Below are 20,683 nucleotides of genomic sequence, written 5' to 3' on the forward strand. Positions count from 1 at the left end.
TGAAAGACTGGGTATCCATCGTGGATACCTAGACTAGTTCGGCGGAACCGGAGAACGGGTTACAGCAAGGCGGAAATTATTTTGCGCGCCGGGGGGATTGCCTACGCCGACAGCGACTGCAACGCCTCGGCCGAATGGCTGAAATACCGCCGGCTGATTTCATCGGACAGCGCGCCCGACGCCGTTTCCATCTGATGCGCCAGCGTCAGCACCGTGTCGTACCGGCCATCGTCGCCGCGCTGGCACAGCGCGGCCAGCGAACAGCCGGTATCGGGCGGCGGCAGCAGGCCCAGCAGGTCTTCGGCAGGCCCCGCCGCACTGGCGGGCAGGCGCGGCAGATGATCGTGCAGCCGTCCCAGCGTGCAGGCCGCCGACCGTGGATTGGCGGGGTCCAGCACCAGCAGGTTCAAGAGCGCGGGAATCTCGTGGCGGCCCTGGTAATAGGCGCGATACGTGATGGTGCTGTCGTACAGGTTCAGCAGCAGGCTGAAGCCGCCTTCGCGCAGCACGGCATTCTGCACGAACATGGCCTTGAGCAGGCTGGCCATGGCGCCCAGGCGCTCGGTATGGCGGCCGATGGTCAGCAGGCGCCAGCCGTCGTCGCGCGTCATGTGATCGGACTGCGCGCCGGTGATGGCCGACAACTGCCGGCTCAGGCGCCGCAGGCCGCGCAGCACGTCCGACGCCGTGCGTTGGGGACGTAGCGGCGCCTTGCTCTCGCCGGCCTCGGGCTCCAGGCCATCCGCGGGCGCGTCTTCCTCGGTCAGCCGGCTGCGGTAGCGTTCGCCGGCCTTCACGATCAGGTTCCAGTGCTCAGGCGACAGGCGGTCGCGGATCTGGCCGGCGGCATGGCTCATGGCCGCCAGGTTGCGGCTGAATCCGCGTTGCGGATCTTCCGAGGCCAGCTCGGCCACCAGCGTGTGCTCGAACACGCGCAGCGAACGCGGCAACGCCGCCGGCACCAGGCCGCCGCGCACGCACAGGCCGGCCAGCGCGTCGAAGATGGGCTCGGGATTGTCCAGGTCGCCGTTGATCCAGGTCAGCGTCTGCGCGGCCAGCCGCACGTCGCATTCGATGCGTTCGGCGTAGCGGCCCATCCAGAACAGATTCTCGGCCGCGCGGCTGGAGACCGGGCGGCGCGCGTGCGCGATGTCTTCCGGATGCATGCGCGCGGGCAGCATCGAGAACAGGTCCACCGTGCCCGACGTGGTGACCCAGGTGTCCAGGCTGCTGCCGCCGCGCTGCATCGACACCACCTGCTGCTGGCGGCTGGCGATGCGCGTCAGGCCGCCGGGCAGGATGCGCCACCCGCCTTCGCCATCGGCGATGGCGAACACCCGCACCATGGCCGCGCGCGGCACGATGTGGCCAGCCGTCCAGGTGGGCGCCTGCGACAGCGGCAGGTAGTCCTGCACGGTAAAGGCGTCGGGGTCGGCCTCGATGCGTGCGCGCAGCGCGGCAAGCTCCGCCGCGCCCGTATCGCTGCCGATCAGCGGCTCGAAGGCCGCGCGCTGGCGGCTGCCCGGATAGGTGGCCTTGATGACGCTGCGGCCCAGCAGCGGCAGGGCCTGTTCGCGCGCGGCGGTCTCGCCGCACCACCAGGAAGGCAGCGAGGGCAGCAGCGGCTCTTCGCCCAGCAGGCGGCGGCCGATGGCCGGCAGGAAGCCGTTGATGGCGGGCGATTCCAGGAATCCCGTGCCCAGCGAGTTGGCCACCAGCACATTGCCGGCGCGCATCACCTGCAGCAGTCCCGGCACGCCCAGCGCCGAGTCGCTGCGCAGTTCCAGCGGATCGCAGAAGTCGTCGTCCAGGCGGCGCACCACCGCATGCACGCGCTCCAGCCCATGCAGGGTCTTCAGGAACAACTGGTCGTCGCGCACCGTCAGGTCGTTGCCTTCGGCCAGCGTCAGGCCCAGATAGCGCGCCAGGTACGTCTGCTCGAAATAGGTTTCGTTGTAGGGGCCGGGCGTCAGCAGCACGATGCGCGGCGGGGTGCGGTCGGCGGGGCTGAGCCGGTGCAGCATGTCCACCAGGCCGCGGTAGCTGGCCGCCAGGTGCTGCACGCGCAGTTCCTTGAAGGCATCGGGAAACTGGCCCGAGATGCTCAGGCGGTTCTCCAGCAGGTAGCCCAGGCCCGACGGCGCCTGCGTGCGCTGCGAGACCACCCACCAGCCGCCGTCGTGGGCGCGCGCCACGTCGAAGGCGGCGATGTGCAGGTAGATGCCGCCCGGCGGCAGATGGCCGCGCAAGGGCCGCAGATAGCCGGGATGGCCGTGTACCAGCGCGGGCGGCAGCAGGCCTTCTTCCAGCAGCGTCTGGGGACCGTATATGTCGGCCAGCAGCCGGTTCAGCAGGCGCGCGCGCTGCGACAGGCCGTGCTCGATGACGCGCCAGTCGGCGTCGTCGATGATGAAGGGCAGCAGGTTCAGCGACCAGGGGCGCGAGCGTCCGTTGGCGTCGGCATACACGTTGTAGGTGGTGCCGTTCTCGCGGATCTGGCGGGCGACGTTGTCGGCGCGGTGGTCCAGTTCGCCGAAACCTTCGGTGCCCAGCAGTTCGAAGAAACGCGCCCAGGACGGGCGCAGCATGGCGCCGACGCCGTTCTCCGCGTCGGCGGGCACGCGCAATTCGTCGTAGTGCCCCGGGCGGTGCGGCAGGGCCGCATGCGCCGCCAGGGAGGCGACGTCGCGTGAAGGATCGGTCTGGAAAAGCAACTGCGGCATGGCGGTACGTGAAAGTCAGCAGGCCGGGCGCATGAGGCCCGGCCCCGGATCAGTCGTGCCGCAAGTCCAGGGTGAAGGGGAACTCGCGGCCCGGTACGGCCGGCTCGGGGTTCAGGCGTCCCGGCGTATGGCCCATTCTCTGGAACCGCGCCAGCCGCCGGCTTTCCGCCTCGTAGGCGTTGATCGGCAGCACGCCCGGGTTCAGCCCGCCCGGATGTTCGACATGATACTGGCAACCGCCCAGCGAGCGCTGCGACCAGGTGTCGACGATGTCGAAGGTCAGCGGCACGTGTACCGGGATGTTGGGATGCAGCGCCGAGGGCGGCGACCAGGCCTTGTAGCGCACCCCGGCCACGAATTCGCCCGCGCGGCCGGTGGGCTGCAGGGGCAGCGCCCGGCCGTTGGCGGTGATCACGTAGCGGCTGTCGTTCAGGCCCGACACGCGCACTTCCAGGCGCTCCAGCGAGGAATCGACGTAGCGCACGGTGCCGCCGATCATGCCTTCCTCGCCCATCACGTGCCAGGGCTCCAGCGCGCCGCGCAGTTCCAGCTGGATGCCGCGCGCGGCGATGTCGCCGTAAAGCGGGAAGCGGAACTCGAAATGCGGGGCGAACCAGGCCGCGTCGAAGGCGTAGCCGGCCTCGTTCAGGTCGGCGATGACGTCCTCGAAATCCATGCGCACGAAGGCCGGCAGCATGAAGCGGTCGTGCAGCGCCGTGTTCCAGCGCGACAGGCGGGCCGTATAGGGCGTCTTCCAGAAGTGCGCCAGCAGGCCGCGCAGCAGCAGTTGCTGCGCCAGGCTCATCTGGGCGTGCGGGGGCATCTCGAAGGCGCGCAGCTCCAGCAGGCCCAGGCGGCCCGTGGGGCCGTCCGGCGAATACAGCTTGTCGATGCAGAACTCGGCGCGGTGCGTGTTGCCCGTGACGTCGATCAGCACGTTGCGCAGTGCCCGGTCGATCATCCAGGGCGGCACCTGGCCGCCGTTGCGGTCGAGCTGCTTGCGGATCTCCTGGATGGCGATCTCCAGTTCCAGGATCTGGTCGTTGCGGGCTTCGTCGATGCGCGGCGCCTGGCTGCTGGGACCGATGAACAGGCCCGAGAACAGATACGACAGCGAAGGGTGGTTGATCCAGTAGGACAGCAGGCTGACCAGCACGTCGGGCCGGCGCAGGAACGGGCTGTCGGCCGGCGTCCTGCCGCCCAGCACGAAATGGTTGCCGCCGCCCGTGCCGGTGTGCTTGCCGTCCACCATGAACTTCTCGGGGCACAGTCGCGTCTGGAAGGCGGCCTCGTACAGGAACTCGGTATGGTCGACCAACTCGTCCCAATTGGACGCGGGATGGATGTTGACCTCGATGACGCCGGGGTCGGGCGTGACCTGCAGCACCTTCAGGCGCGGATCGCGCGGGGGCTGGTAGCCCTCGAGCACGATGCGCAGGCCCAGCCGGGCGGTGGTGGTTTCGACCGCGGCCAGCAGTTCCAGGTAGTCTTCCAGGCGCTGCAGGGGCGGCATGAAGACGTACAGCACGCCGTTGCGCGCCTCGGCGCACAGGGCGGTGCGGGTGATCCACGAAGCGGATTCGAAGCGGTCGGGGCGGCGCTCCAGGGGCAGGTTCTGCGCCGAACCCGGGACTTGTCCGCCGGGCGCGCCTTGCCCGGAGCCCGCTGCCGCGCCGTTGCCGCCGCGCTGGCCCGCCGCGTCGCCCCGCACGGCGCTGCTGGCCGAGCCGGGGTAGCCTGCATGCGCGGCCATGCCGCGTTGCTGCGGCCGCAGTTCGGCCGGCCCGGGCAGCGGACGCCGCGCATCGAAGGGATCGCGGTCCAGCACCATCGGCCGGTCGGTATCCGAGACCCATGGCAGCGAATCCAGCGGCAGGCGATAGCCCATCGGCGAATCGCCCGGGAACAGGTACATGCGCTCTTCGCGGAAGAACCACGGGCCGGTGACCCACGACGGGCCGCTCAGCGCGGGCCCTTCGCCGCGTTTCAGGGGCAGGGCGTAGCCCACCACCTTGTCCAGTTTCTGCTCGAACACGCGGCGCAGGCGGTCGCGTTCCAGTTCGTCGTCCAGGCGGGCGTCGAAGGGATCCACGTTGACGGGCAGGCGGCGTTCGCGCCACAGGAAATAGAAGACGTCTTCATAACCCGGCTGCACGTGGTCGGCCGGCAGGCCCAACTGGGCGCACAGATCGAGGATGAAGCGGCGCGCGTCGGCCTCGGTGTGGCGGCCCGGCTTGCGCTCGTCGGCGAACAGCGAGGGGTCGGCCCAGCAGGGCTGGCCGTCCTCGCGCCAATAGATCGACAGCGCCCAGCGCGGCAGTTGCTCGCCCGGATACCACTTGCCCTGGCCGAAATGCAGGAAGCCGCCGCTGCCGTAGCGTTCGCGCAGCCGCTGCACCAGTTCGATGGCGTAGCCGCGCTTGGTGGGGCCCAGCGCGGCGGTGTTCCATTCGGCCGCGTCGCGGTCGGTGGTGGCCACGAAGGTGGGTTCGCCACCCTGGGTCAGCCGAACGTCCTGGCGGTCCAGCGCGTCGTCGATGTGATGGCCCAGGTCCTTGATGGCCTGCCATTGCTCGGTGCTGTAGGGCTTGGTGACGCGCGGCGATTCGAAGATGCGCGTCACTTCCATGGCGTGCTCGAACTCGACCTCGCATTCGTCCACCGCGCCGGTGACGGGCGCGGCGCTGCCCGGTTCGGGCGTGGCGGCCAGCGGAATGTGGCCTTCGCCCGCCAGCAGGCCCGAGGTCGGGTCCAGCCCGATCCAGCCGGCGCCCGGCAGGAACACCTCGCACCAGGCGTGCAGGTCGGTGAAATCGGTCTCGGCGCCGCTGGGGCCGTCCAGCGACTTCACGTCGGGGGTCAACTGGATCAGGTAGCCGGACACGAAGCGCGCGGCCAGGCCCAGGTGGCGCAGCGCCTGCACCAGCAGCCAGCCCGAGTCGCGGCACGAACCCGCGGCGCGTGCCAGCGTTTCCTCCGGCGTCTGCACGCCGGGCTCCATGCGGATCAGGTAGCGGATTTCCTTGTGCACCTGCTGGTTCAGCCCGACCAGGAAATCGACGGTGCGCTGCTCGCTGGCATCCACCCGGGTCAGGAAGTCGGCCAGGCGAGGGGTGAGGGGATCGGGCTTCAGATAGGGCGCCAGGTCGCGTTCCAGCGCCTCGTCGTAGACGAACGGATAGTTCTCGGCCGACGACTCGAGGAAGAAGTCGAACGGGTTGTACACCGCCATCTCGGCGACCAGGTCGACCGTGATCTTGAATTCCCGCGTCCGGCCCGGGAAGTTCAGGCGCGCCAGATAGTTGGAATAGGGATCCTGCTGCCAGTTCAGGAAGTATTCCGAAGGCTCGATCTTCAGCGAATACGACAGGATGGGCGTGCGGCAATGCGGGGCGGGGCGCAGGCGCAGCACCTGCGCCGACAGGCTCACCAAGCGGTCGTACCGGTATTGCGTCACATGCTTCAGCGCTACGTGAATCGTCACAAGGCTCTCCGGGCGGGGGCGGTGCGAGGGATTGGATACCAGTGTCTTGACGGCTTTATTGCTGCCGCACGTCGATCTGTACGGAAACGCTCATCGACTCTTCGCCGCCGCCGTTGCGCACGCCGCGCACCGGCGAAGCCGAATCGTAGTCGCGCGCCACCGCCAGCCGGCAATGCCGGTCGGAGGCGAAGGCGCGGTTGGTGATGTCCAGGCTGGTCCAGCCGGCGTCGGGCAGCCATATGTCGGCCCAGGCGTGGCTGGCCGCCACGTCGCCCGCCGTGTAGTAGTAGCCGCTGACGTAGCGGCCCGGCACCCCCAGCCCGCGCACGCAGGCCAGGAACAGGTGCACGTGGTCCTGGCACACGCCGTGGCCCAGCGCCAGCACCTCGCCCGCGGCGGTGGTGACGTCGGTGATGCCCGGTTCGTAGGCGACGCGTTCGCAGATGGCCTCGGCCAGCGCCATCACGTCGGCGGGCCGGGTCAGGCCGTCGGGCACGGCGTCGCGGCAGAACTGCGCGATGGTCTCGTCGCTTTGGGTCAGCCGGGTGGGTACGCAATAGGCGTGCAGCGGCAGGCGGCTTTCCTCCCCGCCATGGATCTGGCCGTCCCGCAGCGGATCGATCTCGATCTGGCCGGTCACGCGGATCTCGATCTCGCTGTGCGGCTTGTTCAGCACCAGCGTGTGCGTGACGTTGCCATAGGCGTCCACCTGTTCTTCGAGCGGGCCGGGCGCGGCGATGTGCCAGCGCAGCGCGCGCTGGTGGTCGTCCGGGCGCGGCGTCAGGCGCAGGGTCTGGATGGTGTAGCTGACCGGCGAGGTGTAGCGGTAGCGGGTGGTGTGCTTGATCAGATGCTTCATGGGGCTCTCCGGTCAGGCCGACAGCGGCACCAGGAAATCCTGGCTGATGCGGTTGCCCAGGTCGTTGATGCGGGCCAGGAACCGTTCCAGGAAGCGGTGCAGCCCGCCGCGCAGGATGTCCTCGACCCGGCCGTACTCCAGTTCCGCGCGCATCATGCCGGCTCGGCGCTGCGTCTCGGCCGAACGGCCGTTGGACACCTGCGCCAGATCGTCGGCCAGCGCGCTGACCGACGCCAGCAGCGAGCGTGGCATGTCGCCGCGCAGGATCAGCAGCTCGGCCACGCGGTCGGGCGTGATGACGTCGCGGTACACCTTGCGGTAGATCTCCAGGCCGGACACCGAACTGAGCAGCGCCGACCAGCGGTAGAACTCGCTGTACAGGCCGCTGCCGGGCGGCGGGTCGGCGCGCGCGCCGCCGTCCTCGTCGCGTTCGTGGAACTTCACGTCCAGCATGCGGGCGGTGTTGTCGGCGCGCTCCAGGTTCATGCCGATGCGCAGGAAGTGCAGGGCCTCGTCGTCGAGCATGGTGCCCAGCGTGACGCCGCGCGCCAGGTGCGAACGGAACTTCACCCATTCGAAGAACTCACCGGGATTGCGCTCGGGCAGGCCGTGGTCCAGGTGCTTGAGCAGGTCGAGCCAGGTGGTGTTGTAGGTTTCCCAGACCTCGGTGGTCAGGCTGCCGCGCACCGCGCGGGCGTTCTCGCGCGCGGCGCGCAGGCACGAATAGATGGACGAGGGGTTCTGCGCCTCGCGGACCATGTAATGCAGCACGTCCTGCGGCGTGACGCCGCTGTAGCGCGTGTCGTACCCGCCCTGCAGCTCGGAGATGCGCAGCACGGCGCGCCACGAGCCTTCCAGGGTCTGTGCGTCCTGCGGCAGCAGGGACATCTGCAGGTTCACGTCCAGCATGCGCGCGGTGTTCTCGGCGCGCTCGATGTGGCGGCACATCCAGAATAGATTGTCGGCGGTGCGGCTCAGCATGGGGATCTCCAGCCTGCGTAGATTTTGAGCATGGTCATCAGTCTTCCAGCACCCAGGTGTCCTTGGTGCCGCCGCCCTGGCTGCTGTTGACCACCAGCGAGCCTTCGACCAGCGCCACGCGGCACAGGCCGCCCGGCACGGTGCGGATGTCCTTGCCGCACAGCACGTAGGGCCGCAGGTCGACGTGGCGCGGGGCCACGCCCGATTCCACGTAGGTGGGGATGGTCGACAACGCCAGCGTGGGCTGGGCGATGTAGTTTGAGGGATTGGCGCGCACGCGGTCCCTGAAGGCATCGACCTGGGCGCGGGTGGACGACGGGCCGACCAGCATGCCGTAGCCGCCCGCGCCATGCACTTCCTTGACCACCAGTTCGTGCATGTTGGCCAGCACGTGCGACAGCTCGTTGGGCCGAGAGCACTGCCAGGTGGGCACGTTGGACAGGATCGGCTCTTCGTTCAGGTAGAAGCGGATCATGTCGGGCACGTACAGGTACGTGGACTTGTCGTCGGCGATGCCGGTGCCGATGGCGTTGGCCAGCGTGACGCGGCCGGCGCGGTACACCGACAGCAGGCCCGGCACGCCCAGCACCGAATCGGCGCGGAACGACAGCGGATCCATGAAGTCGTCGTCCAGCCGGCGGTAGATCACGTCCACCCGCCTGGGGCCCCGCGTGGTGCGCATGTAGACGGTGTTCTGCTCGACGAACAGGTCCTGTCCCTCGACCAGCTCCACGCCCATCTGCTGGGCCAGGAAGGCATGCTCGAAGTACGCCGAGTTGTACATGCCCGGCGTCAGCACCACCACGGTGGGGTCGTCGATGCTGCGCGCGGCGACCTCGCGCAGGTTGTCCAGCAGCAGGTCGGGATAGTGGGCGACGGGCTCGACCTTCACGCGCGAGAACACGTCGGGCATCAGCCGCATCGACATCTTGCGGTTTTCCAGCATGTACGACACGCCGGACGGCACGCGCAGGTTGTCTTCCAGCACGTAGAAATCGCCCTGGCCGGCGCGCACGATGTCCACCCCGGCCACGTGGCAGTAGATATCCTCGGCCACGTCGATGTCCTGCATCTCGGGACGGTACTGGGCGTTGAGGAACACCTGCTCGGCCGGCACCACGCCCGCGCGCACGATGTCGTGCCCGTGGTAGATGTCGTGGATGAACATGTTCAGCGCGCGCACGCGCTGCTTCAACCCCAGGTCGAGGCGCTGCCATTCGTCGGCGGGGATGATGCGGGGGATGAGATCGAACGGGATCAGGCGCTCGGTGCCGGCCGCGTCGCCAGCCACCGAGAAGGTGATGCCGACGCGCCGGAAACTGAGGTCGGCCTCGAGTTGCCTGGCCGCCATGACGTCGGCGGGCTGCTGCGCCAGCCATTCGGCATAGGCGCGGTACTGGGGACGCACGTTTCCTTGGCCGTCGAGCATCTCGTCGTAGGCCGCCGGGGGGCGGGGTGCAGCGTCGTGCATGGCTCCTCCTTTATGCGCGCCGGACGACGCCCGGCCACGCCCGTCCTTTGCCGGGGACGGTACATGATCACCCATTATGCCTAGCAACCCGCATGCCAGCCATGACTGGATGTTGGCGCGCATGACAGTGGTGCATGGGAGGCTTTAGGCGAGCCTTTTGCACCGTTTTGGGGAGGGGGTGTGGCCGGGATGGTGCGTTCTTGGGCGCGGTCGATCTGGGTTCTTGAGTCCGCCGTCATGCGCCAGCGGGGACCGCACCGGGGAGGCGAGGGCATCGGCGAGGGGGGGCGGGCTGCGATGACGACTTGCAGTGTTACCAGACGGTTTCCCGGTGGCTCACCGCAAAATGAACTGGCTTCCCGCGTTGATCCCCGCCGCCGGCGCGGCGCCCAGGGGGGCGCTGGGCAGCCAGCCGTCCGGGGTGAGGATGGCGTCCAGGGGGACGTCGTGGGGGGCGGCGCGGTAGTCGGGGGGCAGGCGGCCTTCGGTCCAGGCGATGCCGATGGTGACGTAGTCATGGCCCGCGGCCGTCAGGGCGGCCAGGGTACGGTCGTAGTAGCCGCCGCCGTAGCCCAGGCGGTCGGCCGTGTCGGTGTAGCCCAGGGTGGGCACCAGGATGATGTCGGGCGTACAGAGATCGCCTTCGGATTCCGGGATGCCGAAATGGCCCTCCCGCATGGGGGTAGCGGGCGTCCAGTTGCGGAATTCCAACGGCTTGCCCAGCGCCGCGATGCGCGGCAGGCCGACCTGCACGCCGGCCTCGACCCATTGTTCCAGCAGCGGACGCAGGTCGGGTTCGTCGGCCATGGGCCAGTAGGCCGCCACGGATTGCAGGCGGCGTCCGGAGGCGTTGGCCGCGTCGCGCGCGGCGTTGAACCAGCTGAACAGCCTGCCCCGCAGCAGCAATCCCCCCCGCGAGCGGGCGGCCTCGGGCATTTCCGCCCGGGCTTGCCGCAATCGCGTGCGCAATGGGACTGCTGTATTCTGTTCGGGGTTTTGAATCGGCATGCGGGGCGTGTGGTTCGATGCGCAAACGCCTCGCGGGGCGTTCGGCAAAAGATTTTCGGGATGGGCTATGCAGCGGGATCGTCAATCGGGACCTTATCAGAAATCCACCACGACGGTCCCGAGGCCGCGGGGCACGTCATGCTTCCAACCCTATGCTTTCCGGCGCTGGCTGCCCGCGCTGGCGCTGGTGTCCACCGCCTGCTCGTCGGTCGACGCGCAGCAGCCCGCCCAGGCGCCAGCCCCTCAACCCGTGGCCACCGCTGCGCCCGCCGCCAGTGCCGGCGGGCTCGCGCAGCAGGCCCAACCCCAGCGTCCCATTGCCGTGCCGCGCGTCGAGCTGGCCGGCCTGCCGCCCTCGCCCGACGACAGCGCGCGCCAGGCCGTGGTGTCGTCCCGCGAGGCCATGACGCGCAAGCAGTGGTCGGTCCTGGCTCTGTCCGCGGGCCAGGCGGGCAACGATCCGCTGGCCATCTACGCCCAGTACTGGCTGCTGCGCTATCAGCTCTGGAGCCCGCCGGGCGGCCAGCGGCCGGTGGCGGCGCTCAACCGTTTCCTGCAGGCCAACGCGGGCAGCTATCTGGAAGACAAGCTGCGTGCCGACTGGATCATCGTGGCCGGCCGCAGCGGCGATTTCGAGACCGTGCAGGCCCTGGGCGAACCGAAGGTTTCCAATACCCAGGTCGGCTGCACCCGGCTCGATGCCCTGCACATGACCGGCAAGCGCGCCACGGCCGCCCAGGCGCTGGACGTGTTCAAGCCGGCCACGGCGTGCTGGGCCCTGTTCGACCAACTGGTGGCTGACCGCGTGCTGGGCTGGGACCAGATCCAGCCCCTGGTGCGCGATGCCGTCGAAGACAACGATCTGACCGACGCCAACAAGCTGGGCGCCTACATTTTCGAGTCCAACGACCAGAAGGCGTTGGCCACCTTGCTGAAAGACCCCATGAAATGGCTGGTGCGGCAGAGCAAGTCGCCTGTCGGCCGCAACGAGAAGGAACTGGTCACGCTGGCCCTGGCCCGCCTGGCGCGTTCGGATATCGGCGTGGCCGATTCCTACCTGCGCCGCGAATGGGAAAGCCGCCTGCCCAAGGCCGACGTGGCCTGGATACGCACCCAGTACGCCCTGATCGCCGCCCTGAATCTCGACGAACGCGCCCATCGCTGGTACCGCGAGGCCGGCGAATCGGTGCGCATGACGCCGTACAACCATGCCTGGCGCGTGCGCGCCGCGCTGCGCGAAGCCAGGATCGACTGGAAGTGGGTGCTGGCCTCCATCGACCAGATGCCGGCCACGCAGCGGGCCGAGCCCGCCTGGGTCTACTGGAAGGCGCGCGGCCTGGCCGCGCAGGGCCATGGCGAACAGGCGCGCGTGCTGTACGCATCCATCGCCGACCAGTTCAATTTCTATGGCCAGTTGTCCGCCGAGGAACTGGGCCGCAAGATCGAGCTGCCGCCGCAGCCGCTGCCCGTCACCGACGCCGAGATGGCGCAGGCTCGCGCCAACCCCGGCCTGGTGCGCGCCGTGCACCTGTTCCGCCTGGGCTGGCGGGCCGAGGCCGTGCCCGAGTGGAACTACACGCTGCGCGGCATGAACGACCGCCAACTGATGGCCGCCGCCGAACTGGCCCGTGCCGAAGGTATTTTCGACCGCGTGGTCAATACCTCCGACCGCACGTCCAGCGAGTTCGATTTCACGCAGCGCTACATCGCACCCTTCGAGGGCCGCGTGAGCGCCAAGGCGCGCGCCATCGACCTGGATCCTGCCTGGGTCTATGGCCTGATCCGCCAGGAGTCGCGTTTCGTGATGGGCGCGCGCTCGCACGTGGGCGCCTCGGGCCTGATGCAGCTGATGCCCGCCACCGCCAAGTGGGTGGCGCGCAAGATCGGCATGGACGACTTCACGCCTGCCAAGGTGCACGATTTCGACGTCAATACCGAACTGGGCACGAACTACCTGAACATGGTGCTGCGCGACCTGGACAACTCGCAATTGCTGGCCAGCGCGGGCTACAACGCCGGCCCGCGCCGGCCGTTGAACTGGCGCGCCACGTTCACGCAGCCGGTCGAGGGCGCGATCTTCGCCGAAACCATTCCGTTCACCGAGACCCGCAATTACGTGCAGCACGTCCTGTCCAACGCCACGTATTATGCGGCGCTGTTCACCGGCCAGCCGCAGTCGCTGAAAGCGCGGCTGGGCAAGGTGTCGCCCACGGGATCGATGGCGGCGGCGGAATTGCCCTGATGTTGCGGGTGACTCGCGCGGCGCGTAGTGGCGGGCGCGGCCATTGCACGAGGAAGGCCGCCCCGGTGCGCCAGATGAAGGACGGCCCGGCATGACGGCTTTGCCAGACCCCGCCGTTCAGGGCCTGCAAGCCTACGTCGTGGGCGGGGCCGTGCGCGACCAGATGCTGGGCCTGCCCGCTGGCGACCGCGACTGGGTGGTGGTCGGCAGCACGCCCGAAGAGATGTCCCGCCGGGGCTTCGTGCCGGTGGGCGGCGATTTTCCGGTGTTCCTGCATCCCCGCACCAAAGAGGAATACGCGCTGGCGCGCACCGAGCGCAAGTCGGGGCGCGGTTATCAGGGTTTCACGTTCTACACGGGCGCCGACGTCACGCTGGAGCAGGACCTGCTGCGCCGCGACCTGACCGTCAACGCGATGGCGCTGACGCCGGATGGTGCGCTGGTCGATCCCCTGGACGGCGCGTCCGACCTGAAGGCGCGCGTGTTCCGCCACGTGGGCGAGGCATTTTCCGAAGACCCCGTGCGCATCCTGCGCCTGGCCCGCTTCGCGGCGCGCTTCGGCGATTTCACCGTGGCCGACGAGACCATGGCGCTATGCCGCGGCATGGTCGAGGACGGCGAGGTGGATGCGCTGGTGCCCGAGCGTGTCTGGAAGGAAGTGGCGCGCGGGCTGATGTCCGAGACGCCTTCGCGCATGTTCGATGTGCTGGCGCAATCCGGCGCGTTGCCGCGCGTGATGCCGCAGTTGGCCGGGCGCGAGCAGGCCTGCGTGGATCTCGACCGAGCCGCGCGGGCCGCGCTGGAATTGCCAGGCCGGTATGCCCTGCTGTGCCGCCTGACGCCCGAACGCGATGCGCTGGGCAAGCGCTTGCGGGTGCCGACGGAATGCGCCGATCAGGCGCGCCTGCTGCCCGGGTTGCTGGACGGACTGTCCGGCGCCGCGACCCCCGAGGGCCGCCTGGCCGTGCTGGAGCGGTGCGATGCGCTGCGCAAGCCCGAGCGTTTCATTGCGCTGTTGCGCGCGGCCGCCGTGGTCGAGCCGGGGCTGGATTCCGGCGCCTGGCGCGGATGGATGGAGGCGATGCGTGGCGTGGATGCCGGCGCCATCGCCAGCGCCTGCGCGGGCGACCCGGCGAAGATCAAGCCGGCGTTGCGGCAGGCGCGGCTGAAGGCGCTGGACGTCTGACGCGTTCGCCTTTCACGGATCATTCTTCCGAAAGGGCGGAAGGTGTGCGGTCCAGCAGGATCTCGGCCGCGAGCCATCGCAGATACTCGCCGATCGCCGCATCGTCACGTTTGCAGTACGACCATTTCAGATGTCTGTGCACCTGGATGAAGCCCGCCTGCTTCAGGATGTCGAGATGCCGGCTGGCCGTGGGCTGTGCGACGCCCATCGCCTGGGCGATCAACGTCATGCATACGCCATAGGCCGCGGGATCGGCCGACCACTGGTGCGCGAAATGCGCCTCGGGTTGCGCCAGCAGCCGCAGGATCGCCAATCGCGACTCGCTGGCCATGGCCTTGATTTGTAGGGTCCTGTCCATGTCCACTATCATATAGTAAATTAGCTATATGACTATGTGAGGAAGCCGGCCATGCTGCTCGAATTGCCGAACACCGTGAACATCGAGGGCAATGCCATCCGCTGGGGGACCATCGGCGCGGGACCGCCGCTGGTCGCGATCCACGGAACGCCGTTCTCGTCCCAGGTCTGGCGCAATATCGCTCCCCATTTCTCCGACCGCCGCACGGTCTACTACTTCGATCTGGCGGGCTATGGGCAATCCGAGATGCGTCCAGGCCAGGACGTATCCCTGGCCATGCAGAATCGCGTGCTGGCCGGATTGTTCGCCGAGTGGGGACTCGACGGTCCGGACGTCCTGGCACACGATTTTGGCGGGGCGACGGCGCTGCGCGCCTATTACCTGAACGGCCTGCGCTATCGCTCGTTGACGCTTTTCGATGCCGTGGCGCTGGCGCCATGGGGTTCCGCCCTGGTCCGGCACGTGCGCCAGCACGAGGCGGCATTCTCGGGCATGCCCGATTACATGCATCGGGCGGTCTTGAAGGCCTATCTGCAAACGGCGGCGCACCGTCCGCTTTCCGGGCAAGTGCTGGACATCTACAGTGCTCCCTGGCTCGGCCCGGTCGGGCAGCCTGCGTTCTACCGGCAGATCGCCCAGATGGATCAGGCATTCACGGACGAGATAGAGGGGCTCTACCGCAAGATGGACTGTCCCGTCACGGTCATGTGGGGGCGGAACGACGAGTGGATCCCGTACGAACAGGGCGTGGCGCTGGCCGGGCGGATCTCCGGGCAGCCGTGCGTTCCGATTCCCGATGCGGGACACCTGGTGCAGGAAGACCATCCCGAAGCGATCGTGGCGGCTGTCCTGAAACGGCTTGTCGATTGACCGCGGCGTTCCGCCGGGCCCGGTGCGCCGTCCTACAGGCTGCCCAGCCTGTCTCCCCGCGAGAATCCCTGCAACGGCCCCGGCATGCCCTTGCCCACGGCCAGCACCTTGAACAGCTCTCCCATCTCGGCTTCGGACAGCAGGCGTTGCACCGGCGACACCATCGCGGCATAGGCGCGCACGTCGGCGGGGTCCTGCTCGGCCATCAACTCCATCAGGCCGGCATTCATCAGGAAACGCGCCTGCGAGGTGTACCCCAGCACCTGCAGTCCGCCTGCCAGCGCCGCATCGGCCATGGCGGTGAAGTCCACGTGTGCCGTGATGTCCTGCAGTCCCGGCGCGGCGAAAGGGTCGGCGTGCGCGTGGTGGCGCAGATGGCACATCAGCGTGCCGCCCGCGCGCTGCGGGTGGTAGTACTCGTGGCGCGGAAACCCGTAGTCCAGCAGCAGCGCCGCGCCGCGCGTCAGCCAGCCGCCCATTCCGCGTATCCAGGCCTCGGCCTGCAGGTTGATCTCGGAGACGTACCCGGGCAACGGCGGCATGCGGGGGGTGACGGCCTGCGTGAGCGCCGCACCGGCCGGCCGGTCTTGCCAGACGAACGCGCCGGCCTCGTCCAGCGCCACGCCGCGCTCCTGCACGACGGCCTGTTCGCTCCAGCGGAACAGGGTGACCGGCATGGCGTCCAGCACTTCGTTGGCCAGCACGCAGCCCTCGAAAGCGCCGGGCAGCGCGTCCAGCCACTGCACGCGCTCGCCGTGGGCGGCCAGGCGCCGACGCTGGCGCTCGCGCAGGTCGGCGGACACTTCCACGATGCGGTATTGCGCGGGCACGCCCAGGCGGTCGAGTTCGGTCAGCACGCCTTCGGCCAGCGCGCCGCTGCCGGCGCCGAATTCCAGGATGGTCGACGTGCCTGAATCGCGCAGCACCTGGCGCGCCTGGCGCGCCACCGTGAACGCGAACAGGGGCGTCAGTTCGGGGGCGGTGACGAAGTCGCCCGAGGGCAGGCCGTCGGCCTTGTCCTGCGAGGCTTCGGCCAGCTTCACCGCGCCCGCGGTGTAGTAGCCCAGGCCGGGCGCGTACAGCGCCTGGTCCATGAAGGCATCGAAGGGAAGCCAGCCGCCAGCCGCCTGAATCGCGGCGCGCAAGGCTTGCGCGACATGATTGCTGTGGGCCTGGGCGTCGGGGTCGAGAGGGGGAAGGGAAGAGGGAGCGGTGCGTGGCATGAGGGGTATTTTCCCATGCCAGGACAGGGCCGCCCATGCCAGGCAGCGGCATGCTGGCGCTCGGGAAGACCGCAATGCGCGCGATGCCGCCGCTGCCCCAAAGAAAAGCCCCCGCCATCTGCATGGCGGGGGCCGGGTACGACCTACTGGCCGGGCTTAGTCGCGGCTGCCGGCGAAGCGCTTGCCGCCGGGGGCGGGGCGCTTGTCGAAGCTCTTGGCCGGACGGCCTTCGAAGCCAGGACGCTGGGGGCGATCGCCGAACGACTTGCGCTCGCCGAAGCCGCCTTCACGCTTGAAGCCGTCGCCGCGCGGGGCGAAGCCGCCTTCGCGCTTGAAGCCGTCGCCACGCGGGGCGAAGCCGCCTTCGCGGCGGTCGCCGAAGGATTTGCGCTCGCCGAAGCCGCCTTCGCGCTTGAAGCCGTCGGCCCGCGGGGCGAAACCGCCTTCGCGGCGGTCGCCGAAGGATTTGCGCTCGCCGAAGCCGCCTTCGCGCTTGAAGCCGTCGGCCCGCGGGGCGAAACCGCCTTCGCGGCGGTCGCCGAAGGATTTGCGCTCGCCGAAGCCGCCTTCGCGCTTGAAGCCGTCGGCACGCGGGGCGAAGCCACCTTCGCGGCGGTCGCCGAAGGATTTGCGCTCGCCGAAGCCGCCTTCACGCTTGAAGCCGTCGCCGCGCGGAGCGAAGCCACCTTCGCGGCGGTCGCCGAAGGACTTGCGCTCGCCGAAGCCGCCTTCACGCTTGAAGCCGTCACCGCGAGGGGCGAAACCGCCTTCGCGGCGCTCGCCGTCGAAGGAGCGCTGGGGACGATCGCCGTCGAACGAACGCGGCGCGCCTTCGCGCGGGGCCCAGCCGCCTTCACGGCGCTGGCCGCCAAAGCCGCCGGGGCGCTTGCCGCCGCCGTTCGGCTTGCCGTGGCGGGCGTAACCGCCACCGCCGCCGGAGGACGGACGCGGCGTGCGCTTCGGTTCCAGGCCTTCGATGGTTTCGGCCGTCAGCGATTGGCCGGTGTACGACTCGATGCGGCGGATCTTGTGGCGTTCGGAGTGCACGGCCAGCGTGAAGGCCAGGCCGTCGCGGCCGGCGCGGCCGGTGCGGCCGATGCGGTGCACATAGTCTTCGGCCTGCATCGGCAGGTCGAAGTTGATGGCGTGGCTGATGCCTTGCACGTCGATGCCGCGCGCGGCCACGTCGGTGGCCACCAGCACGCGGACCTGGCCGCGTTGCAGCTGGGTCAGGGTGCGGGTGCGCTGGCGCTGGTTCATGTCGCCGTGCAGGGCGGCCGCGGCGAACCCTTGTTCGGCCAGGCGGTCGGCCAGGTCATCGGCGCCGCGCTTGGTCGACGTGAAGACGATGGCCTGGTCCAGGCGGACATCGCGCAGCACGTGGTCCAGCAGCTGCATCTTGTGCGCGGCGTCGTCCGCGTACAGCAGGCTCTGCGTGATGTTGGCGTGCTTTTCCTTGTGGCCGGCGACTTCGATGCGCTGGGGATCGCGCATCATGCGGGCGGCCAGCTTGGCCACCGTGCCGTCCAGCGTGGCCGAGAACAGCAGCGTCTGGCGGGTTTCCGGCAGGCGGCTGATGATGGTCTCGATGTCTTCGATGAAGCCCATGTCCAGCATGCGGTCGGCTTCGTCCAGCACCAGGGTGTGCACGGTGTTCAGCTTGACGCGACCGGCTTGCAGGTGATCCAGCAGGCGGCCCGGGGTGGCGACCAGCACGTCGACGCGGCGCGACAGCGCCTTCAGCTGCGCGCCGTAGGGCATGCCGCCCACGACGGTGGCGGTGCGCAGCCCGGGCAGGTTGCGGCCGTAGTTCTCGGTGGCTTCGGTGACTTGCAGGGCCAGTTCACGCGTCGGGGCCAGCACCAGCACTTGCACGCCGACGCCGCCGTTGCCGGGCTGCTGGGCGATGCGATGCAGGGCGGGCAGCATGAAGGCGGCCGTCTTGCCGCTGCCGGTCTGCGAAGAGACCATCAGGTCGTGGCCAGCCAGGGCTTGCGGAATGGCCGAAGCCTGCACCGAGGTGGGGGTGGTGAAGCCGGCGTCCGACAGGGCCGACAGCAGAGTGGGCGCCAGGCCCAGTTCAGCGAAAGACATAACTTTCCCTTGCCGCGAAAAGCAGCATATGCGCCGGGACGGCCTATGAGGGTAGGTGGCCGGAATCCAGGCAGCGGTTGACGGAGCATCGTGCCGACCGAATCAACCGTGCGCGGATAGCGTTCCAGGGTGGCGAACGCGGGGCGAAAGGAAAGAGGTCAGGAATCGATGTTGTTCGGCATCGGGCCTGTTTTGGCAGTCGTGCCGGCCCATTGGGAGGGGCGCCGGTCTTGGGCCAATCTTGGCTGTCTGCTGGCAAGTCGCGCTTCGTTGCGCTAACTAAAAAAGATGCCGAATCATGTTTGTGCAGCGCGACAATCATAACCTGAATTCTCGACGCCTGTCATCTGTCTGCAGCAATTGCAACTGGAACATGCCCGAATTGTTGTTTTGGCGCCCGCTTGATCGAGGGTCGTGGAACAACCATCTCCCGGCCACGGGGCGCGCGCGATCCGCTGGCCCGGGCGCTGGCCTCGCTGGCCCGCGCGGCGGGCGGCGAGGACCGGATCAATTCCATGCAGTAATCGTCGCGGCCGTGGCGGGGCGGCAAGGCATGCGCCCGCCACGCGGCGTTCAGCCCAACAGCTCGCCCTGCGCGCCGCCCCGGCCGGTCGACCAGTCGATGGGCGCCTGCCCCTGGTCGCGCAGCCATGCATTGGCCCTGCCGAAGTGGCCGCAGCCCACGAAGGGCTCCGGCCCGCGCGTGGCCGACAGCGGCGAGGGGTGGTTGGACGTCAGCACCAGATGTCCGCCTTCGGGCGGCAGCAGGCCGCGCTTGGCCTGCGCATGCGCGCCCCAGAGCATGAACACCTTGGGGGCGGGGTCGGCGGCGACGGCGGCGATCAGCGCATCGGTCACGCGTTCCCAGCCGCGCTTGGCATGCGCGCCTGCCTGGCCGTCTTCCACCGTCAATGAGGTGTTCAGCAGCAGCACGCCCTGCGCCAGCCAGCCCGACAGGTCGTTGCCCGACACGGCGCTGCCCGGCTCGTCGCGCGCGATCTCCTTGCGCATGTTGCGCAGGCTGGGCGGCGTCCTGCAATCGTCCGGCACCGAGAAGGCCAGGCCCTGCGCCTGGCCGGGGCCGTGATACGGATCCTGCCCGAGAATGACCACCCGCACCTGATGCGGCGCCAGGTCTTCCAGCGCGCGCAGCGGCCGCGCCGGGTACACCGTGGCGCCATCGGCCAGGCGCTGCTCGACGTAGGCGATGACGGCCCGCAGGGCCTGCGCCGGTTCGGGCGCCGCGAGCACGCGCTTCCAGGCGCCGGGAAGCTGCGCCGCGTGGTCGGCCAGCGTATGGGGGACGAGTCGGTTGTCGATGGGCATGGCGGGATTTTTGCACAGGCGGATTGCGGTCGACCGATGGAAGTATCACCGGTCACCCGCATCGCGGGTGCGCTGCGGCCGTGCCGCCCTGCCCGGGGGATCGCCGATGCTGTGCGAGCGAGTCTGGCGGACCGGCGCTCAGGCCGGCAGCGCCGCCAGGAATCTCCGCAATATCCCCGCCGAATAGACGCTGGCCACCTCGCGCAGAAAAGTGGCGAAATCCACCGGCGCGTCCTGATCGGCGCAATCGGAGATGGTGCGCAGCACGGCGCAGGGCACGCCGAATTCGTGGCAGACCTGCGCCACCGCCGCGCCTTCCATCTCGACGCACAGCGCATCGGGCAGGGCGCCGCGCAGTTCGCGCACCACGGCGGCATCGTTGACGAAGCGGTCGCCGGTGGCGATCAGCCCGCGGTGCAGGCCGGCCGTGCCGCCGCGCTGGGTCAGGAATTCGGCGGCGCAGCGGTGCAGCAGCGCGGCCAGGGCCTCGTCCGCCGTGAAATGCGAAGTTTGCAGCAAGGGCACTTCGTAGCGCGGAAACAGGGGGCTGGCGTCCAGGTCGTGCTGCACCAGGGCATTGCCGACCACCACGTCGCCGACGCGCACGTCCGCGCCCACGCCGCCCGCCACGCCGGTGAACACCACGCGATCCACCGGGAACTCGCGCAGCAGCGTCGCGGTGGTGGCGGCCGCCGCCACCTTGCCGATGCGCGTCAGCGCCAGCACGCAAGGCTGGCCGTGCAGCATGCCGTGGTGATAGTCGCGCATGCCGACGCGGTGCGTGGAGACAGCCGGGCCCATGTCGTGCAACAGGTCGCGGATCTCATCGGGCAAAGCGGCCAGGATACCGAGCATGGC

General features: G+C 69.1%; 15 protein-coding genes. 4 read left to right on the top strand and 11 right to left on the bottom strand.

All coding sequences use genetic code 11. From position 1 onward, the window contains the following. Positions 1–101 precede the first annotated feature (101 nt). From A6745_RS06945 to A6745_RS06970, 6 genes are all read right to left on the bottom strand, one after another. Complete coding sequence (locus A6745_RS06945; protein ID WP_066125056.1) at positions 102–2,723, bottom strand: circularly permuted type 2 ATP-grasp protein; 2,622 nt, start codon at positions 2,721–2,723, stop codon at positions 102–104. 49 nt (positions 2,724–2,772) lie between these two features. Then, positions 2,773–6,207 carry a transglutaminase family protein gene (locus A6745_RS06950; RefSeq protein WP_066125058.1) on the bottom strand — a complete coding sequence of 1,145 codons (3,435 nt, stop codon included), beginning with the start codon at positions 6,205–6,207 and terminating at the stop codon, positions 2,773–2,775. Between the two features lie 55 nt (positions 6,208–6,262). Then, positions 6,263–7,066, bottom strand: coding sequence for a transglutaminase family protein (locus A6745_RS06955; RefSeq protein ID WP_066125060.1), 804 nt, complete (start codon positions 7,064–7,066; stop codon positions 6,263–6,265). Positions 7,067–7,078: 12 nt separating this feature from the next. Further along, the gene (locus tag A6745_RS06960; RefSeq protein ID WP_066125062.1) at positions 7,079–8,047 is read right to left on the bottom strand and encodes an alpha-E domain-containing protein; all 969 of its coding nucleotides are present in this window, start codon (positions 8,045–8,047) and stop codon (positions 7,079–7,081) included. A 37-nt stretch (positions 8,048–8,084) separates the two neighbouring features. Further along, the gene (locus A6745_RS06965; RefSeq protein WP_066125064.1) at positions 8,085–9,518 is read right to left on the bottom strand and encodes a circularly permuted type 2 ATP-grasp protein; all 1,434 of its coding nucleotides are present in this window, start codon (positions 9,516–9,518) and stop codon (positions 8,085–8,087) included. A 336-nt stretch (positions 9,519–9,854) separates the two neighbouring features. Continuing rightward, positions 9,855–10,526 carry a 5-formyltetrahydrofolate cyclo-ligase gene (locus A6745_RS06970; RefSeq protein ID WP_066125066.1) on the bottom strand — a complete coding sequence of 224 codons (672 nt, stop codon included), beginning with the start codon at positions 10,524–10,526 and terminating at the stop codon, positions 9,855–9,857. 67 nt (positions 10,527–10,593) lie between these two features. Between A6745_RS06970 and A6745_RS06975 the strand changes: the two genes are divergently transcribed. Then, a complete protein-coding gene (locus A6745_RS06975) occupies positions 10,594–12,768 on the top strand; it encodes a lytic transglycosylase domain-containing protein (protein ID WP_082852929.1) in 2,175 nt (724 codons plus the stop codon). A gap of 91 nt (positions 12,769–12,859) precedes the next feature. Beyond that, entirely contained in the window at positions 12,860–13,954 is a 1,095-nt protein-coding gene (locus tag A6745_RS06980) for a tRNA CCA-pyrophosphorylase (RefSeq protein WP_066125068.1), read from the top strand. A gap of 19 nt (positions 13,955–13,973) precedes the next feature. On the opposite strand, the gene A6745_RS06985 is transcribed toward A6745_RS06980, so the two are convergent. Continuing rightward, positions 13,974–14,312, bottom strand: coding sequence for an ArsR/SmtB family transcription factor (locus tag A6745_RS06985; RefSeq protein ID WP_082852930.1), 339 nt, complete (start codon positions 14,310–14,312; stop codon positions 13,974–13,976). A gap of 51 nt (positions 14,313–14,363) precedes the next feature. Between A6745_RS06985 and A6745_RS06990 the strand changes: the two genes are divergently transcribed. Next, a complete protein-coding gene (locus A6745_RS06990) occupies positions 14,364–15,182 on the top strand; it encodes an alpha/beta fold hydrolase (RefSeq protein WP_197488107.1) in 819 nt (272 codons plus the stop codon). A gap of 32 nt (positions 15,183–15,214) precedes the next feature. Here the strand turns inward: A6745_RS06990 and A6745_RS06995 are convergent, their stop codons facing one another. Beyond that, positions 15,215–16,405, bottom strand: coding sequence for a class I SAM-dependent methyltransferase (locus A6745_RS06995; RefSeq protein ID WP_066125073.1), 1,191 nt, complete (start codon positions 16,403–16,405; stop codon positions 15,215–15,217). 156 nt (positions 16,406–16,561) lie between these two features. Then, complete coding sequence (locus A6745_RS07000; RefSeq protein WP_066125075.1) at positions 16,562–18,499, bottom strand: DEAD/DEAH box helicase; 1,938 nt, start codon at positions 18,497–18,499, stop codon at positions 16,562–16,564. Between the two features lie 401 nt (positions 18,500–18,900). On the opposite strand from A6745_RS07000, the gene A6745_RS29525 reads away from it, so the two are divergent. Beyond that, positions 18,901–19,023 carry a hypothetical protein gene (locus tag A6745_RS29525; RefSeq protein WP_269148888.1) on the top strand — a complete coding sequence of 41 codons (123 nt, stop codon included), beginning with the start codon at positions 18,901–18,903 and terminating at the stop codon, positions 19,021–19,023. A 49-nt stretch (positions 19,024–19,072) separates the two neighbouring features. Here A6745_RS29525 and A6745_RS07005 read toward each other — a convergent pair whose 3' ends face one another. Continuing rightward, positions 19,073–19,825: a uracil-DNA glycosylase gene (locus tag A6745_RS07005; protein WP_066125077.1), complete on the bottom strand. Its 753-nt coding sequence runs from the start codon at positions 19,823–19,825 to the stop codon at positions 19,073–19,075. Positions 19,826–19,963: 138 nt separating this feature from the next. Beyond that, a complete protein-coding gene (locus tag A6745_RS07010) occupies positions 19,964–20,680 on the bottom strand; it encodes a 5'-methylthioadenosine/adenosylhomocysteine nucleosidase (protein WP_066125080.1) in 717 nt (238 codons plus the stop codon). Positions 20,681–20,683 lie beyond the last annotated feature (3 nt).

It is taken from the genome of Bordetella ansorpii (assembly GCF_900078705.1).
Classification (GTDB): Bacteria; Pseudomonadota; Gammaproteobacteria; order Burkholderiales; family Burkholderiaceae_B; genus Bordetella; species Bordetella ansorpii_A.

Coding starts and splice junctions, on each gene's coding strand:
- A6745_RS06945 (WP_066125056.1), bottom strand. CDS start 2,723: ATGCCGCAGTTGCTTTTCCAGACCGATCCTTCACGCGACGTCGCCTCC.
- A6745_RS06955 (WP_066125060.1), bottom strand. CDS start 7,066: ATGAAGCATCTGATCAAGCACACCACCCGCTACCGCTACACCTCGCCG.
- A6745_RS06960 (WP_066125062.1), bottom strand. CDS start 8,047: ATGCTGAGCCGCACCGCCGACAATCTATTCTGGATGTGCCGCCACATC.
- A6745_RS06965 (WP_066125064.1), bottom strand. CDS start 9,518: ATGCACGACGCTGCACCCCGCCCCCCGGCGGCCTACGACGAGATGCTC.
- A6745_RS06970 (WP_066125066.1), bottom strand. CDS start 10,526: ATGCCGATTCAAAACCCCGAACAGAATACAGCAGTCCCATTGCGCACG.
- A6745_RS06975 (WP_082852929.1), top strand. CDS start 10,594: ATGCAGCGGGATCGTCAATCGGGACCTTATCAGAAATCCACCACGACG.
- A6745_RS06980 (WP_066125068.1), top strand. CDS start 12,860: ATGACGGCTTTGCCAGACCCCGCCGTTCAGGGCCTGCAAGCCTACGTC.
- A6745_RS06985 (WP_082852930.1), bottom strand. CDS start 14,312: ATGGACAGGACCCTACAAATCAAGGCCATGGCCAGCGAGTCGCGATTG.
- A6745_RS06990 (WP_197488107.1), top strand. CDS start 14,364: ATGCTGCTCGAATTGCCGAACACCGTGAACATCGAGGGCAATGCCATC.
- A6745_RS06995 (WP_066125073.1), bottom strand. CDS start 16,405: ATGCCACGCACCGCTCCCTCTTCCCTTCCCCCTCTCGACCCCGACGCC.
- A6745_RS07000 (WP_066125075.1), bottom strand. CDS start 18,499: ATGTCTTTCGCTGAACTGGGCCTGGCGCCCACTCTGCTGTCGGCCCTG.
- A6745_RS07005 (WP_066125077.1), bottom strand. CDS start 19,825: ATGCCCATCGACAACCGACTCGTCCCCCATACGCTGGCCGACCACGCG.
- A6745_RS07010 (WP_066125080.1), bottom strand. CDS start 20,680: ATGCTCGGTATCCTGGCCGCTTTGCCCGATGAGATCCGCGACCTGTTG.